11 protein-coding genes, 1 tRNA gene and 1 pseudogene are annotated in these 16084 nt (G+C 54.4%); 3 read left to right on the top strand and 10 right to left on the bottom strand.

Annotation, left to right across the window (positions count from 1 at the left end; translation table 11 throughout):
* Positions 1-105: 105 nt before the first annotated feature.
* Both OEV49_16655 and OEV49_16650 read right to left on the bottom strand, forming a co-directional pair.
* Positions 106-483 (bottom strand): hypothetical protein, encoded by a 378-nt coding sequence (locus OEV49_16655; protein MDH3892694.1) that lies wholly within the window; start codon positions 481-483, stop codon positions 106-108.
* Between the two features lie 24 nt (positions 484-507).
* On the bottom strand, positions 508-1203 hold the full coding sequence (locus OEV49_16650; protein ID MDH3892693.1) for a TenA family transcriptional regulator: 696 nt from the start codon (positions 1201-1203) through the stop codon (positions 508-510).
* A 439-nt stretch (positions 1204-1642) separates the two neighbouring features.
* Here OEV49_16650 and OEV49_16645 point away from each other — a divergent pair, with 439 nt between their 5' ends.
* Positions 1643-4270, top strand: coding sequence for a M28 family peptidase (locus OEV49_16645; protein ID MDH3892692.1), 2628 nt, complete (start codon positions 1643-1645; stop codon positions 4268-4270).
* A gap of 305 nt (positions 4271-4575) precedes the next feature.
* On the opposite strand, the gene OEV49_16640 is transcribed toward OEV49_16645, so the two are convergent.
* From OEV49_16640 to OEV49_16615, 6 genes are all read right to left on the bottom strand, one after another.
* Complete coding sequence (locus tag OEV49_16640; GenBank protein ID MDH3892691.1) at positions 4576-4902, bottom strand: hypothetical protein; 327 nt, start codon at positions 4900-4902, stop codon at positions 4576-4578.
* Positions 4903-4936: 34 nt separating this feature from the next.
* Complete coding sequence (locus OEV49_16635) at positions 4937-7039, bottom strand: methyl-accepting chemotaxis protein (GenBank protein ID MDH3892690.1); 2103 nt, start codon at positions 7037-7039, stop codon at positions 4937-4939.
* A 127-nt stretch (positions 7040-7166) separates the two neighbouring features.
* Entirely contained in the window at positions 7167-8441 is a 1275-nt protein-coding gene (locus OEV49_16630; protein MDH3892689.1) for a substrate-binding protein, read from the bottom strand.
* A 48-nt stretch (positions 8442-8489) separates the two neighbouring features.
* Positions 8490-9656, bottom strand: a complete 1167-nt coding sequence (locus OEV49_16625; protein MDH3892688.1) for a hypothetical protein — start codon at positions 9654-9656, stop codon at positions 8490-8492.
* Between the two features lie 175 nt (positions 9657-9831).
* Positions 9832-11760 carry a PAS domain S-box protein gene (locus OEV49_16620; GenBank protein MDH3892687.1) on the bottom strand — a complete coding sequence of 643 codons (1929 nt, stop codon included), beginning with the start codon at positions 11758-11760 and terminating at the stop codon, positions 9832-9834.
* Positions 11761-11938: 178 nt separating this feature from the next.
* Positions 11939-12012 (bottom strand) — tRNA-His (locus tag OEV49_16615).
* Positions 12013-12158: 146 nt separating this feature from the next.
* Here OEV49_16615 and OEV49_16610 point away from each other — a divergent pair.
* Both OEV49_16610 and OEV49_16605 read left to right on the top strand, forming a co-directional pair.
* Positions 12159-12830 carry a protein-L-isoaspartate(D-aspartate) O-methyltransferase gene (locus OEV49_16610; protein ID MDH3892686.1) on the top strand — a complete coding sequence of 224 codons (672 nt, stop codon included), beginning with the start codon at positions 12159-12161 and terminating at the stop codon, positions 12828-12830.
* An 847-nt stretch (positions 12831-13677) separates the two neighbouring features.
* Positions 13678-13791: pseudogene (locus OEV49_16605) on the top strand (SEC-C metal-binding domain-containing protein).
* 158 nt (positions 13792-13949) lie between these two features.
* On the opposite strand, the gene OEV49_16600 reads toward OEV49_16605, so the two are convergent.
* Positions 13950-14435, bottom strand: a complete 486-nt coding sequence (locus tag OEV49_16600) for an EVE domain-containing protein (protein MDH3892685.1) — start codon at positions 14433-14435, stop codon at positions 13950-13952.
* A 199-nt stretch (positions 14436-14634) separates the two neighbouring features.
* Entirely contained in the window at positions 14635-15810 is a 1176-nt protein-coding gene (locus tag OEV49_16595) for a DUF819 family protein (protein MDH3892684.1), read from the bottom strand.
* Positions 15811-16084: the final 274 nt, after the last annotated feature.

Here is a 16084-nt window from a genome sequence, read left to right as displayed (position 1 = left end):
ACTCATTCACCGGTACCAGTCGATACCGATGATTCTGCGAGGCTCCAAGACAGTCGAGAGTCGGAGAGTACTCGACTACTATTGTCCCTAAGACTTGAGCCGCTGTTACCCCTTGTTCTTCCAGGCCACCAGAGAGATGGCTACGTCGTTGTAGTCCTGGTCGTCCTGGTCCTCAATACAGATGGAGTACCCGTAACCGACTATCGTACCGTTGCTGGTCGTAATGTTGTAGGTGTTGATACTGGCATCCATATTGGTCGACTGCGGCTCGTCGATAGTCAGTTGCAGGTTATTGCCTGTGATGGTGTCCGCTCCCTGCGCCAGCGGTGGAGCGATATTGGTGCTCTGCTTGGACGCGTCGAAATAGGTCTTGCTGCTGTCGAACAGTTTCGCGTTGACCTTGAAAGCCGCCTGGGTCGTCACGAACCAGGACATGTAGTCTCCCGTGGGGAAGGAGTCGATGTTGTAAGTTTTTTGTGCCATGATTGGTTTCCTTAATGGTTTGGGTTATGCGGTCGCCGCCGCGAAGTTCTTCTGTTCATAGGTAATCGCCTGAGTGTAAAGCTGGATTGCCTTGGTTTCATCGATCACACCCGGGTTTTCAGCCATGTATTTGACCAGGTAGTTACCCATGGCGTAGGCACCCTTGGGCGAGTCGTTGTCGGTAATCCATTCAGCATACAGATTGCCCGGCGTGGGCGGGGCCAATTGGTTGGCCAGCCAGTACCAAATGTATTCACAGGGAAGCAAGGCCACAACGGTGTAGACCGGGTCTTCGTGGGAGGCGACAGTCGACTCCCACGCTGAGTACTCTTTGCAGATGTCCAGCGGGACCACCCCCCTGGCGTCCCTGACATGCCATATATCCGGGAACGTCTGATTGTATTTTTGGTAACTGGAATACTTGGCCAACAGGTAGGCCTTAAGTTCGGGATCGCTGGTGCGAGTTTCAGCGGCCAGGTAATCCTGCGCTCCGTTGAAGCAGTAGTAGGCGTCGCTGACCATGAAGGCGCCATACTTGACAGGATCAAGATTGCCCGCCTTGATTCCTTGTATGTAGCCGGTGGCCAGAGCATCGGCAGCGATCTGCGTACAGGCGTTCCACATCTTCCAGAAAAGAGAATCCTGGGGTGGAGGGTCTGTCACCATACTGTGTTTAGCTATGAGTTCATCGGAAAGGACTAATCTTCTTGGGCTTCTCATACTATTTCTCCATCTGAAGTTATTGATTCGATTGCATCGTTGCCGCGCACAATAAAACCGTCGATCCGTCGACCGCCTTATGTAAAGACTATGCCATTGACGGTACTCCTTCCCAACCAAAGAGCCTCGGCCGCTCACCTTTAGATGCATATACGCCAGTTGTTAGCCTTGCCATTATGTACGTATCAAACTGGGATACGCTTGAGAAATATAAGGCTATGATAACTCTCGTTTGGTCGGGGGACTCTCCGTCCGCGATTGTCGGCGAGAATCAGTTGACATCATGGAACGATCGGGCTATACTTCTGGTAAGTGCTGACGGACAGGCGTCACCGCTTGTCCACGCAGTCGGTCAGGTTGGCAGATTGAATCGACTGATATCCCCATAACGACGGCACCATCCTGACCCTCTGATTGATCCTATACAAGAGGTGATGTTATGTTCAAGAAGGTGCTCTTTTTGGCGGCTCTCGTGGCAGCGGTCTGCCCAACGGCTATCGCCGGTGACCTATACATGGTTGTCGTCGACAGCCACGAAGCTGTGCGGCAGTTGACTGCATGCGAAGTAGACGCCGTACTGCGCGTCACCAACGGCTACCTGGTGTTGGCGGATGACAAGGGTCTGGACCGGTTATCGCAGTCCGGTCTGACGATTGAGTTGGTCGCATCCGACGTTAACCGATCAAAACTCGCCATCGACATCCGCCGTGACGACTCGAACCGGAACCGCTACCAGGTGCTTCATGAAGCAGACGGCATGCGGCTCTTCGATGTTGATCCGGCCCTGCTACCAACCGGTGATGAACTGCCCGGTCTGGCTTGGTTGGGTAAGGAAAATTTACCGATTGTCTATCGCGAGCCACGACTGCTCGACATGGATCGGCTGAATGAAGTTATGGACCTTGACTCGCTGATTGATCTGGTCAATCAGGACTCGCTTGAATCGTATGTTGTAACTTTAACTTCGTACTGGACCCGGGTTGTGGAAACCAGCTCCAACATCGGAAGTCGCTTCTGGATTGTCGACAAATTGACCGAGTTCGGCTACGACTCGATAATTATAGACTCAGGCTTTGCAGAGACCAGGTATTGGGAAGAAGATACCGTGAAGTACTCGAACGTCGTCTGCGTCAAAGTGGGGACCGAAGTGCCTTCGCGGGAGATCGTTATCGGCGCCCACCGTGACGCCGTGCCCTTCTCACCGGGAGCCGACGACAACGCCTCCGGTACTTGCGCCGTGCTTGAGATTGCCCGCGTCCTAAATAATATCGATACCCGCCTGACGATCAAGTTCGTACTCTTTGACGCTGAAGAGGTGGGACTGTGCGGGTCCAAACATTACGCGGCAGATGCAGCTTCCCGTGGCGACCAGATCGTGATAATGCTGAACATGGATATGATCGCTTCCATTGGCAGTATGGACCAGGCTATGGTACTTCCCTTCCCCTTCGGCACCAACCCATACGGTCAACTCTGGGGAACGCTGGCCGATTCTCTGGAAGACATCAGCATTGCAGCTAACGTAACCGAACCTTATGGTCCAAAAGGGTCGGACCATTTCTTCTTTTACATTTACGGTTATGACGCCATGGAAATCTCTGAAGGTAGCTTGTCTCCAGTGTACCATAGTCCCAACGACAGTATTGAGTACATGGATTTGGATTACTACACCCGAATGACAAAAGCCAGCCTGGCCACGGCTTTTGTGGCCGCCGCCACTTACTGGGCTGAACCAACGCTGGTGTTCGAACATCCACTTGATGATCCGCCTCTTATATACCCCGGCCTCGACACTCAGATGGTCGTAGCCTTGTCAACCTATTCTGGTGAGGAGATTGTGCCATTCAGCGGGCAACTGCATTACTCTGTGGACGATGGACCGTTCGTCTCCATCCCGTTGAATGACCTGGGAAGCGCCGACTTCGGCGCAACCATTCCAGGGCAGAGCTGCCACAGCGTGGTGAAGTACTACTTCAGCGCTGAAGGCGTGCAAAGTGGCGTGGCGTATCACCCCGATACGGCCAGTCCGATAATCAAGAACGTTGTGACCGAGATTGACGTGGCTTTCCATGATAACTTCCAGTTTGATCTCGGTTGGACGGTTGTCGGCGACGCCACATTCGGTATGTGGGAACGTGCCTTTCCGGACGGCGGGGTGGGCGCCCCGGAGGGAGACTATGATAGTTCCGGCTACTACAATCTCCCTGATCGAAGCATGTGTTACCTCACCGAACAGGACGGATTGTACGATGTCGATCACGGCGTGACAAATCTGTACTCACCGATAATCGACCTGACCTATGAACGAGCCGAGGTGGAGTACGCCATCTGGTTCTCGAACTCTTCTGAGGCGAATCCCTACAGCGACGACTTCCGGGTCCATGTCTCCCCCAATGGCGGTCAGAGTTGGGCCTTGCTGCAACAGTTGGGGCCGGTGGAAAACGCCGACGGCGGTTGGGAGCTGTATCGATTCCAGTTGGACGAAATCATGCCGATGCCGGCCTCGGTTCAGTTTGTATTTCACGCCGAAGACCTGGGGGCCGATTCCAGAGTTGAGGCAGCCGTCGATGCCTTCCGTATCACCCAATCCACATGTGATCCGCGAATCATCACCGAACAACTCTCGAACGGCATTGTGAACGAACCATACTCGCAGACTCTTAGCGCCGCCGGTGGCGATGGTGTGTTCACCTGGAGCGATCTGTTTGACGATCTCAGCGGTACCGGTATCACACTTTCGGCCCAAGGCATGCTCTCCGGGACGCCGGGTGACGCAGGGACTTTTTCGTTCACCGCTCATGCCGAGGACCAAGCCGGCGACTTCCATGAACGAGCTTTCGACATCTGGGTTAGTCCGCTGTTTATCTGCGGTGATATCGATGGTTCAGGCGGCGACCCGGACATCGGTGACCTGGTTTATCTCGTTGACTACATGTTTGCGGGCGGCCCTCCCCCGCCGGTTGTAGCAGCGGCCGATGTGGATGGTTCCGGTGCCATCGACATCGCCGATCTTGTTTATATGGTGGACTTTATGTTCGGCGGCGGCCCGCCGCCGGTGTGTGAGTAGATCGTTGTCAGGAGCAGAGGGCACCTGACCTACTTGTTGAAAAGCACAGGAGTCGTCATTGCGAGGTGTCCGCCGCGGCGGACGTACCGTGGCAATCTCAGTTCGCTGTGCGTCTGTCATGCCGAGCGGAGTCGAGGCATGAGATTGCCGCGCACATGAATTCTGTCAGGTCTCCAAGAGAAGAGAGACCTGACCTACAAGAGAAGATGGATTCCCGCCTGCGTGGGAATGACAAAGGGGCGTGGGAATGACAAAGGGGCGCAGGAATGACAAGAAGGCGCGGGAATGACAAGAAGGGACTCGGCCTACCGCGCGATCACCTGGTCCAGCCTTGCCCTCATTGCCGGTGCTCCATCAAGTTCGTCGTAGGTGCCCATCGTCTCCAGGGTCAAGGCCACTCTGAAGAACTCGATCCTGCCGGTTCTGAGCGCAAGCTCGGCCAAGGCGTGCGCGGCCTGTGCGACACTATGCGACGACTTGGCCTTCAGCGCCTTATCAAGGTCTTTGAGTAATATTCTGACGCTGAGCCGACCAGGCCTGGATGTCGGTGGTTTCGTACCCCCTTGGGTGCAGACTGGGCTGCCGACTTTGTCTTCTACATCTGTGGGCATCATGTCCTCGCTGCTTGTCATTTCACTGCTGCTGTCAACCTCTCAAGACAGTCGATTAATGTTCCACCTTGAATTTTGCTACCATGCTCTTGAGGTGATCGGCCTGACGGCTGAGTTGTTCGGCCACGCTGGCCGATTGGTCGGCGCCGCCCGCGGTCTCTTTGGCAATGGACGACACATCCTCAACACTCTTGGCTATCTCTTCAGCGGCGGTGGACTGTTCTAAGGCGGCGTCGGCGATTTGATTGATCATTCGCATAACCTGCTGTGACATGGACACGATTTCATTGAGGCTGTTGCCGGCTTTGTCGGCCAGCTCCTTGCCTTTGTCCACCTCCTGAATGCCGGCTTCCATGGAGTTGACGGCCTGATCGGTTTCCGACTGGATACCTTTGATCATACCGGTGATTTCACCGGTGGCGGTGCCGGTTCTCTCGGCCAGCTTGCGCACTTCATCGGCGACTACAGCGAAGCCTCTACCCTGTTCGCCGGCGCGGGCGGCCTCGATGGCTGCATTGAGCGCCAGCAGATTGGTCTGGTCGGCGATGTCGTCGATGACACCGATGATCTCACCGATTTGATCAACCGACGAGGCCAACCTGGAGATCGATTCCGCAGACTCGCGAACTACCCCGGCGATGCGCTGCATGCCGTCGATTGTCTTACCGACCACTTCGCCACCGGTGTCGGCTGTTTCGGAGGCGCTTTTGGCGCCTTCGGAGGCTTCTCCGGCGTTTTTCGAGGACTCCACTATGGTGGCTGTCATCTCTTCAATGGCGGTAGATACCTGGTCGATTTGGTCGGTCTGTTGTTTGGCCCCCTGGGACATCTGGGCCGACGAAGCTGAGATTTCGGTGGCAGCCGAAACCACCTCGCCGGCGCTTTCGGTCAGTTGACGGATCATGATAGTCAGATTCAAACCCATTTTCTTGAATGAATTGCCCAGCAGGTCTGTTTCGGACTTCGGTTGCACCGACACGGTTAAGTCGCCGTCGGCAATCCTCTCCGAGGCTGTCGACATCTCTTTCATGTAGGCGGCCAGTTTGGCGAAGGAAGCACCCAGCGCTCCCAGTTCATCGTTGCCGTGGATCTCAATAGTCTGATTTACATCACCGGCGGCCATCGTTTCGGCGATTTCCGAACCGAGGGTGATTCGACGCGAGATCCGGCGGGCTATGAAATAGTTGATACCAATCAGTAGGACCGTTCCCAACATACTTAACAGGAGGATCTTTATCAGCTGACTGTTCAGTTGGGCCATGACCTCTTCTTCGGGGACGACTGTCAGCAATACCGGTCCGGTCGCCGATACGTCGTCATCCGACAAAGTCGGTCCCGACAACGGGCTCTGACCGACAAAGACATCCTCGCCTGAGATGCTGCCGGTGTTAACTGCAAAACCGGCGGCGTTGTCCGCCCAGGTTGTGAGCATAGAGGTCTCATCCTGGCTTGCACTTTCTGAGTTGGCCGATTCGTAGGAGGCCAGAGAGCCGCTTTGGCCCGGGAAAATGATGGCCGACCTGGCGCTTGAATACCCTTTGTCGGCCAAAGCCTCGGTGCAGCGTCTTACTTGCGCCTGAGTCTTGGACCAATCGGTAAAGGCAACCAGGGCACCGTTGCGCTCTCCCGAGCTACTGTACGACGGACAATAAAACGACCAGGTCTTAGTGGCATCAGAGCCGAGGTTGGCCAGAACCGTGCTGGTACCGAATGTCGATCGTTTTTTGGTCTGTCTGCCTGCCCAGGCGTAGTCCGACAGCGCACTCCCGGCCAACGTGCTTGCCGACGTGGAAAGAGCGCTTGATCCGGTCGCCTCAAGTACCACGCCGGCTTGGTCAACCAGGACAATCAGAGAAAAGCCGGGGGCGTTCATGAGCCAACGTTCGAACTCGCCGGTCAGTTCTTTTGTGGTGCTGAATTCAATAGCAATACCAAAGACGTCGTCCTTGGTCCAGTCATTGAAAGTTTTGGCATCGGTCGCAAAGCCACGATCCATTTCGTCGGCGAAACGCTGGTTTATCAGTCCGACCAGGTCCTGGCTACTTCCGGTGAATTCACTTTTGGCAAAGCCATAGAAGTACGCAATCACGCCCACAAGCACAACCAGGCTCACCAAACCGGTTCCAAGTATCTGATTGCGAATATTCAGAATATTCATCTTGTTCTTCCTCTTTCCTGCAGGGTGTGTGACCGCGTACAGTCCTATCATCTCGTTTGCGCCTCAGGAACCGGCAGCATCGCGGGGAGGAGACAAATGCTGCCGGCTTCCGAGGGCGCGGGGAGTCTTACCGAGTGGCCATGGACTTTAGAGGCTCCAGGTTGCTCGGCAGGTTGTTCTGGGCTCTGACCGCTTCCCACTCCGCTTTGGAGATGGCGGCCTCGGCACCTTCGACCCGACTGAGAATCTCGAAGTAATCCAGGTGGAATTTATCCTTCATGACGTCAACCTGCGGTTTGCATTTTACTGCGAAAACCGCTTGAACAGATTGATGATCGAATTTCCGCCACCACTGTTTGTCCTTCAGCGAAGTATACTCGTGTCCTTCCAAGGCGGTGATAACTTTGGGTGCATCGAAACTACCGGCCCGCTCACAGGCTTCTTTGTACTGATGAACGATAGTATAGGCCGAGGCTCCGGATGTACTCGGATACCTGTTGTGCTTGGCCGCAAAAGCCTCGACAAACTTCTTGCCTTTGTCGTATCCATACTTGTAAGGAACCTGCCAGCACCAGGGAAGAGCTCCAATAACGCCTTCCATGACCTTCGGGCCACCACCCTCGGCCATACCAAGTGTGAGATTCGGAACTACGATCTGGGTCGAGTTCTTAAGCCCCATCGAGGTTGCCTGCCGGATGGCGTTAACCATATCCTGACCGAACAGCACCAGCACCAGTACGTCCGGCTTGATCATCTTGACCAGTGAAAGCTGCTTGGCGAAATCCTTGGTGCCAAGGGGTGTCAGAACACCCTTGTGCGCATCTTTGTCATCGGTGTTGGTGAACTTACGTACCGACGATTCCGTGGTCCAACCCCAGGTGTAATCGGCCGTAATGTACATGTATTTCTTTCCGGCGAACTTCGAGTTCAGGTAATCGCCAATAGCTTTGGCACCCATCCAGGCGTCGTAACATTCACGGAAGGTGTGGCGATGACCCCTTTTGCCGGTTGTCGCGGTCGAATAGGTCAGGGTACCGAAGAAAGGCACACCCTTTTCCTGGCAGACGTCACCCACAGCGCAGGCCACGCCCGAGGACGAGCCGCCAAAGATCATCTTGACGCCCTGGTTGTCGATGAGATCGACGGCATGGGCTTTGGAATCGTCGGCATTGGACTTTGAGTCCGTCCAGACCAACTCGACCTGCTTACCGAGAATCCCACCGGCTGCGTTAATCTCTTCGACGGCCATATTGGCGGCCCGCCACTGATCAAGACCCTGTACATGGTAGGGACCGGTCTTGGGATAGTTCAATCCCAGCTTCACGGATTCGCCGCCGAATACCGGAATGGCAACCAGGGATATCACGGCAATTGCAATCAGAAAGCATTTTGTAGGAGTCATCAGTCTTACCTTTCTTTTCACATGTCTTCAAACAGGACTTTGTCGTCCTTAGAAATTCAAAATGAAGGATGATTCAACGCGCGTCGCTTTGGCTGCGTCGGCATCCAGATAGCTCGTTTCCCATTGTGACACTTCAACGCCCAGCGTGACTGCCGGCACCAACGTGTACTTCAGGTTGCCGAAAAAGGCTTGGTTCTTGGAACGGTTACCGGGACCGAGATCGGCATCGTCCGGATCGTCCATACCGAATCCGCTGGTGAGTTTCACTTTCTTGTGCGGCTTGACCCAAGCTGATACCCAACCACCTTTGGCCTTCAGACCATCGATCCGATTGCCGTTCAACACGCCACCGAAGTAGGACCCGAGGTTGGAACCTGAGAAAAACTCACCTGAAAAACCTGCGCCGTTGGCCAGACTGACCATCAAGTGGCCCATCAATCCTGAAGATTCATATTTTTCGGAGTTGCCTTGGTTGGTCTCCGACTTCAACTGACCCCAGAGGCCCGAAACGCCTACACGCAGGGAGGTGCCGGACTCGAACTTATGTTTAACGTCCAACCGACCCTGGAAGGACGGCACGGCTGCATCGGTGCCGTCATCGATGCCATCAGCCGCCTCGCCCGTGGCCAGAGAGAAGGTTGGCGTCAAGTCGCTGCCGATGGTGCGGAAAAAACCGGCCGCGGCAGTCACATTGGTCGATTCGTTAGACGCCATGGTGTAGAAAAGGCTGACCTGCGGGCGTCGATACTGGATGTTGCCGCCACCCCACATGACAGGGTAATTGAGCGTGGACGGGTTCAGCGGTGAGATCAAATCCCAACTCTGCCCGGCCAACAACATAACACGACCCGCCTTCACCGTGAAGTAGGCATGACGCAGGAGCAACATGGCTTTGTTTTCCGTACCGCCGCTTCCATACATGTCGAACTCCAACTTACCGCCTACGGTTACGCGCTCGTAACCTTTGCCAGCTGCTTTCAACCCAAAGCGAGTCGACTTGTGGGTCATGTTGAATTGCGAGTTATCCTGTTGAAGTGATTGGGGCTTAACCCACATGACAAAATTGCCGTGACTGGTCGGATTCTGGTCATAGGATGCATCAAGTTTGACATACCCGTACCAATCCAAGTCAATCGAAGGCTTCTCGGCCATCGCCGTCGTGGCCAGGGCCAGCAGGCAGAGCAGACTGATCGTCATACAATGCTTTGCTCTCATGATTCGTACCTCCTGTTGTCCGCGTAGACACCGCCGTCTTCGGCGTGTGCAGATTGTTTCTATGTTCGATTCCCTTTGCTGGGGTTATCGAAACAGGCTGTTTCCGCTTGAGGGTATACAGAAGGGTGTTTTTGGGGCAAGCGACGTACCCCAAAGGAGACTAACAGAATGTGTGTCAGGCAGTTGAGGTGAGCTCTTCGTCGCCGACAGCGGGTAGTTCGGGCGATTGTGATCTCAGGAATGTTTCCAGGTTGATCTTTTTACCCGATATGCTCAGTTTCTTGCGTATCAGCTTGCGCTGTCTGAGGACTGTCTGCGGGGAAATATGTAACACAGATGCTATCTGTTTGCTGGAGAAACCGTTTTTGACCATGTTGCATACTTCCAGCTCTCTGGGCGTAAGTCGTGAACATGACTTTTCTATTTCACTGATGAAAGGAGAGGTGATGTTATCCAGACAGTTTCTCAACAAGGAGATCGAATGGCAGGTGGAGGGATTGCTGCACGCTTCCACAGCTTCCAGAATCGGCACGGCTATCTTGTCGATATTGGTGCGAATCTGATCCACGACTTCGGTTCGTCCGTTCTTAATGTGCGACAGCAATTCCTGCAGGGCCAGATTTTTCTGTTCGAGATTCGCTCGTTCGACACAAAGTGCTTCGTGGGCGGCAGCCAGTTCCGATGTGCGCTCTTCGACCAGCCTCTCCAAACGATCCTGCGACCTCATGAGTTCTTCTTCAATTGCCTTGAATTCCGTCACATCCCGAGCAAAAACCACCAGCCCGGTCACTCCTCCCTCGACATCCAGGATCGGAACGGCGGTTACCATTAGACACACGCCGAAAACATTGCTCTCATAATGAGCCCTCTGCCCGGTACGAATGACCTGATCGGCCAGGCGACGGCGATCTTCTGCTATTTCAGCCGGAAGTAGTGAAAAGAGATTTTTGCCGATCATGTCGGCCGGGGTGGTGTCGAAATGTCCGGAGAAAACCTCGTTAACTGCCTTAATCGACCCCTTGGTATCGAACAGAACGGCTGAATCAACCATCGAGTCAATCAGCGTTCGCAGCGTCTTTTCGCTGTCAGCCAGTTGCCGCTCTTTTTCTACCTGCCGCGATGCGTCCCGGAGACTCACGCGAAAACCGCAGGCAGTTCCGTTTTTGTCGGAAATCTGTCGCCAGGATGCCGTCATCCACCATTCGGTTCCGTCCTTTTTGCGTATGCGAAATCTGTAATCTGTGCCCGAAGACCCGTCGATGGCCGTACTGAACTCAGTCGCAACTTTGCCACGATCCTCCTCGTGAATCAGTGGCATCGGATAGCCCTTCATGGACATACACTCGTCGGGTGTATACCCTGTTACCCGTTCGACGGCTGGATTGATATATTGGGGACGACCGTCTGCGCCTATCCAATCCTCCCAGTCGTGGGCGTAGTCCACCATGGCTCGGAAGTTGTCTGCGGTTTGGGTCAGGTTCCCGTGGAGGAGTATCTGTTCACGTGTAACCAACAGGGTCTGACCGGCCAGCCTCAGAAGGGACACGGTGCTCTCCGACCACGGTTCAGACGGTGACCAGGTCACAAAGCCGATAGCACCGACTGCACCCCTGATGTTTACCAGCGGAATGTTGACCAGCGAGTTAACTGCGGTCTGTTGGAACAGTCGTTCACGATCCTTCATTCCCGAGGTCATTAACTCGATTGCTTCCTGCTCGTGCTGTCGGTCGAACCATCGAAATTTCGTCAGTGAGAACGGAAGATCGTCGATCGCCATCCCCGCTTCCGCCGAGAACGGCAAGCGGTCATCACTTGACCAAACGGAACTCTCAGAGACTGAAGATTGCTTGTCGTCAAGCCAGGTCAGATAGGCGGCATCGGCGCCAACGATTCGGCCGATGGCCTCAATATCCGACCGGAAGTGGTCCCCGGCCAGATTGTGATCGATTCTGGCCAAACGCACCGACATGCTTGCCAGGTAATGCTCCAGATCTTCGATTGAAGAAGATGCAGCCTGAGCTTCATCTGAAGCACAACAGGTCGGCACAAAACCGGATTGCTGCAAATGGTGAGCACTGCGTTGGGCCTGGTTGTCTATTGTCATGTTGTCCGCATGCGTGTATCGCGATATCGCGAAATAGTTTACACTGGGATTTATCGGCTGGTGCGGCGATTCCTTGACTGCCCGACTGATCCTTCTGGAGCAGCAAAGAAGCGGCTAAAGTGAAGGCCGGCGGACTTATCCCAGGGTGGGTAGGGGGCTGATTCTCAGGATAAGTAAGTACTGGGGGGCGGACTTGAACCGCCGACCTCCTGATCCACAATCAGGCGTTCTAACCAACTGAACTACCCCAGCAGTATCAGCCTAAGTAATGCCGTTTTCGGAATCAGTCAAGCTCTTCTTTAGTCTTGAGCAGGTCGAAATCACGATTGGTGCCTGCCTCCATTTTTCCACCTGACAACTCCAGCCTGCATCACGTATAATGACCCGGCAGGCAAGACATGAAAAAACGACGAAGCTACAACAGCAGTATCTCCTTCGACGAACAGCGTCGCCGAATGGTCGATGACCAACTGAAGAGCCGTGACATCACGGACACGAACGTGCTGAACAGCATGCTCAGGATTCCACGTCATCTTTTCGTGCCGCCCAAACGACAGGACGAAGCATACTCGGACGGTCCGTTGCAGATCGGACACGGCCAGACAATCTCCCAGCCATACATCGTTGCCTCGATGACCCAGGCGTTGAGGCTAAGAGATACGTCACGAGTATTGGAAATCGGCACCGGTTGTGGCTACCAGACGGCAATACTCTCCGACCTGGCCAAGGAAGTGTACTCGGTCGAGGTCATTCCCGAGTTGACCGACAAGGCGCGACGTATCCTGAAAAAACTCGGCTGTCGCAACGTGCACACCGACGTTCGCGATGGTTTTCTCGGCTGGCCGGAGAGATCACCGTATGACGGCATCATCGTCACGGCCGCAGCGCCCAAACTACCAGAACCTCTGATAGCGCAATTGGCGGTTGGCGGCACCATTATTATTCCGTTGACCACCGATGCCTATGGCCGCCAGTTTCTGACCAGGTTGACCAGGGAATCAGACGGCCTCAAGCGCAGCACGCTCTATGAGGTCCGCTTCGTCCCCATGGTCGGCCAGGTTGAGGAGTGAATTGACGGTTGCTGGGCGCATCTGATCTGATTAGATTGCGCACTGGGCGTCGAGAATTTGTGAGGACAGAACCATTATGACAGATACAAAAAACACCAAGCTCGAGCAGTTGTTCCGAGCAGTCAGCGTCAAGGACCCGAAAGACTCATCCCTGAGGAAGCTGAGAGAGTACCCGGAGCGGGATCATTGTATCCAGTTTCTAATCGCCAAACTACAGGCGTGTCATCGGATGGCCATTAAAAACGAACCGTGGGATTCTGCTCTTGAAAGAGGGTGCATTCAGGGATGTCGCATTCTCGGCGCGCTGAAGGCCGAGGCCGCCATCGACATACTCGTCAAGATTCTCGATAGCGTGAGGGAGAATGATGAGCTGGACATGTATGACTCCACTCTCCTGGCTCTGGCCAAGATCGGTCCCCCGGTGTTTGAGCCCGTCTATGCCAAATACGAAGAGGATCAAAGCGATCCGGATCGGGCATCGGCCTGGCTGGACATCCTGTCGCAGATAGAAGTGCGTGACCCGAGAATCACAAAAGCCCTTCAACGTTTCTTTTCTTACAACACAGTCTTAGCCCTGATTTATATCGGCAGTTACGGTGATCGTGAACTCCTGCCCTTGGTTGACCGCTATGTCCGAAGTACTGCGCGACATCTGAACGAGTTCGAAATCTACCCACGGGGGCTCTATGCCCGCCTGAGAGACCCGATGGTCGGCGCTTACATTGATAGTAGCGAAGTGCTGGTCCGACTCCGTGAGGATATCGATTTTGATCACCCGGAATTCGGCGCGCGAGTGGATGCTCTTGATGATGAGTTATTGACCACAAAAGATCCTTGGCCGTCTGAACTCCCGGATGAACCTGAGCCGTTTGTACGTCCGTCCCCGAAAATCGGTCGCAACGATTCCTGCCCATGCGGTAGCGGCAAGAAGTTCAAAAAGTGCTGCGGACAGCCTTGTTAGGCAAACCACCTTTCAGAGCTCCACATGCCTTACAGATCACTTGAGTAGAGATTCTTGGAGATCGAGACCACTGGTTGACACTTCTGTAGATGCCACCGCGCGTAGCGCGCAAACCACGGCTTGCCCGTGTCATCCTGAGCGGAGTCGAAGGATGAACTTCAGTCTTGTAGGTCGAAACCCCTGGCCAGCTTCAGCACGATCTTCCACTCCTCCGGACGCACCGGCTGAATCGACAACCGACTCCCTCGCCTGCACACTTCCATTTCTTCCAGACCGGGCGTCTGTTTGAGCGTAGCGAGTGAGATTACTTCTGAGAACTTGCGGACAAACTTAACGTCGACCATGTACCAGATCGGGTTGTTTTTGGTGTGCTTGGGGTCGGGGTGTTGGCTTGAGGGGTCCATGGCGGTGTGATCTGGGTAGCCGCTTTTGACAACTTTCACGATCCCGGCGATTCCGGGCGGGTTGGAGCCGCTATAGTGAAAGAACGCCTCGTCCCCTTTTTTGATATCGTCGCGGAGCATGTTTCGGGCCTGATAATTGCGGACGCCGTCCCAGTGGGTGGTTTGGTTCGGCTCATCGGCCAGATGATCGATTGAGAAGCAGTCCGGTTCAGATTTTAACAGCCAGTATTTTTTGGGCATGTAGTCTCCCAGTTGAGGATTAGCATGAGATTGCCGCGCTCATCCGCCGTGGGCGGACTCGCTCGCAATGACGACTCTGGCGTGTTTTGTTGTCTAATAAACCTCGACATGCTATGCTCCGTTATTGCGAGGAGGGCACCTTGTGTCCGACGCGGCAATCTAAGCTCTCTTATTGACGCCACACTAACTGAATCCCCCCCTACCCCACCAGCCTGCAAAGTGTCCCGGCCAGGATCGCCATCGGATTGCCGATTGCGTAACCCAGCAAGGCCATCAGAATTGAGACCGGTACCAAAGTCGGTTTATGGTGGGCCGCCACAATCGGCGCCGAGGCCGCTCCACCAATATTAGCCGCCGAAGCAATGGCCGCCGTGTGGACATCGACTTTGAACAATTTCGCCGCTCCAACCAAAAAACCACCATGAATGAATATCCAGACAAACGCCCCCAGCAAGAACCAGAAAACCGACTCATCCAGGCTGGACAAGTCAGCTTTGGCCCCCATCCGAGCCACAAACAAATAGACCAGCGCCATAGCCAAAGCGTGAGAACCGGGAATCCGGCTGGCCCGAGTAAACGACAAGCCAATCCCGGCAAAGGTCACAATCAAAATCTTGTAGGTATTGGCCGAAAGCACAGGCGGCACCGGCGGCAGCATCTGCCCCAACCAGGTCGCAATTGCGGTCACGCCGAACCCGAAAAAGGCCAGATAGAGATAGTGCCTCATTTCAGCTTTCCCTTTATCGGCGGTCAGCTCGGCGGCGGCTTTTTCCATCTGCTCCAGTCGCCCTTTGGAGACGCCGGTGAACTTGTTGAACTTGCCGGCCAGGCTTTTCGAGGCCAGCATAATCGGTAGCCAAACCAGATATACGCCGTTGTCGGCAATCACCGCGTAGCCAAAATCGAGCGTGCTTTCATCAAGATCGAAGGCAATGGCCACCGCCGCCATATTTCCGGTCCCGCCAATCCAACTCCCGGCCAGCGCGCCGAAGGCTCGCCAGGCTTCGGGTCCCAGGCCATGTTTCACCAGCATGAATCCAATAGGCGCGCCGATCACAACACCCAGCGTCCCAATCAGCATCACGAATACGCCCTTCCCCATGACCCGAATTGTGGCCAGGATATCGACCTCCAAAAGCATAATGAGCAAAAACATCGGCAAAATAGTGCTGCCCATGAAATCGTAGACCGGCGACTGAGTCGGGATAATGCCCGAATTGGAGAAGGCGACCGGCATCAGATAAATAAAAATCAGCGGCGGGAAATAGTTGAAAAACGTCCACTGTGTCTTTTTCTCAAGGAAGAAAAACAGCGAGGTTACACCGGCCAAAATGGCCAGAATTCCGGCCGCCGAAGTTATGAGCGTATCGTTCATAAGATGTCCTTTTGGGTTGGAATGGGCATGTGGCGAAGGTAGCAAATCGAGCCGGAAAATGCAAACTTGAGTTTCCCCAAAAGCCTCGACCGCCATTTGGCTGGCCCGAAGAAGGCTGGCCGGGTCACCTATTTGGGCACTCAGCATGCGGATGTTTGTGAATTGTGTCACAATCTCTACATAACATCATGGACCTGGATATTCAGGCGGGTATGGGCTATCTCTGAATTTGGTCGCTATTGGTTTTAATTGGTTTGTGAATTGTGTCACATAC

It is taken from the genome of Candidatus Zixiibacteriota bacterium (genome assembly GCA_029860345.1).
Taxonomy (GTDB): Bacteria; Zixibacteria; MSB-5A5; order GN15; family FEB-12; genus JAJRTA01.
Note: the sequence above shows the minus strand (reverse complement) of the source record. Positions and strands in the feature narration are given on the sequence as shown.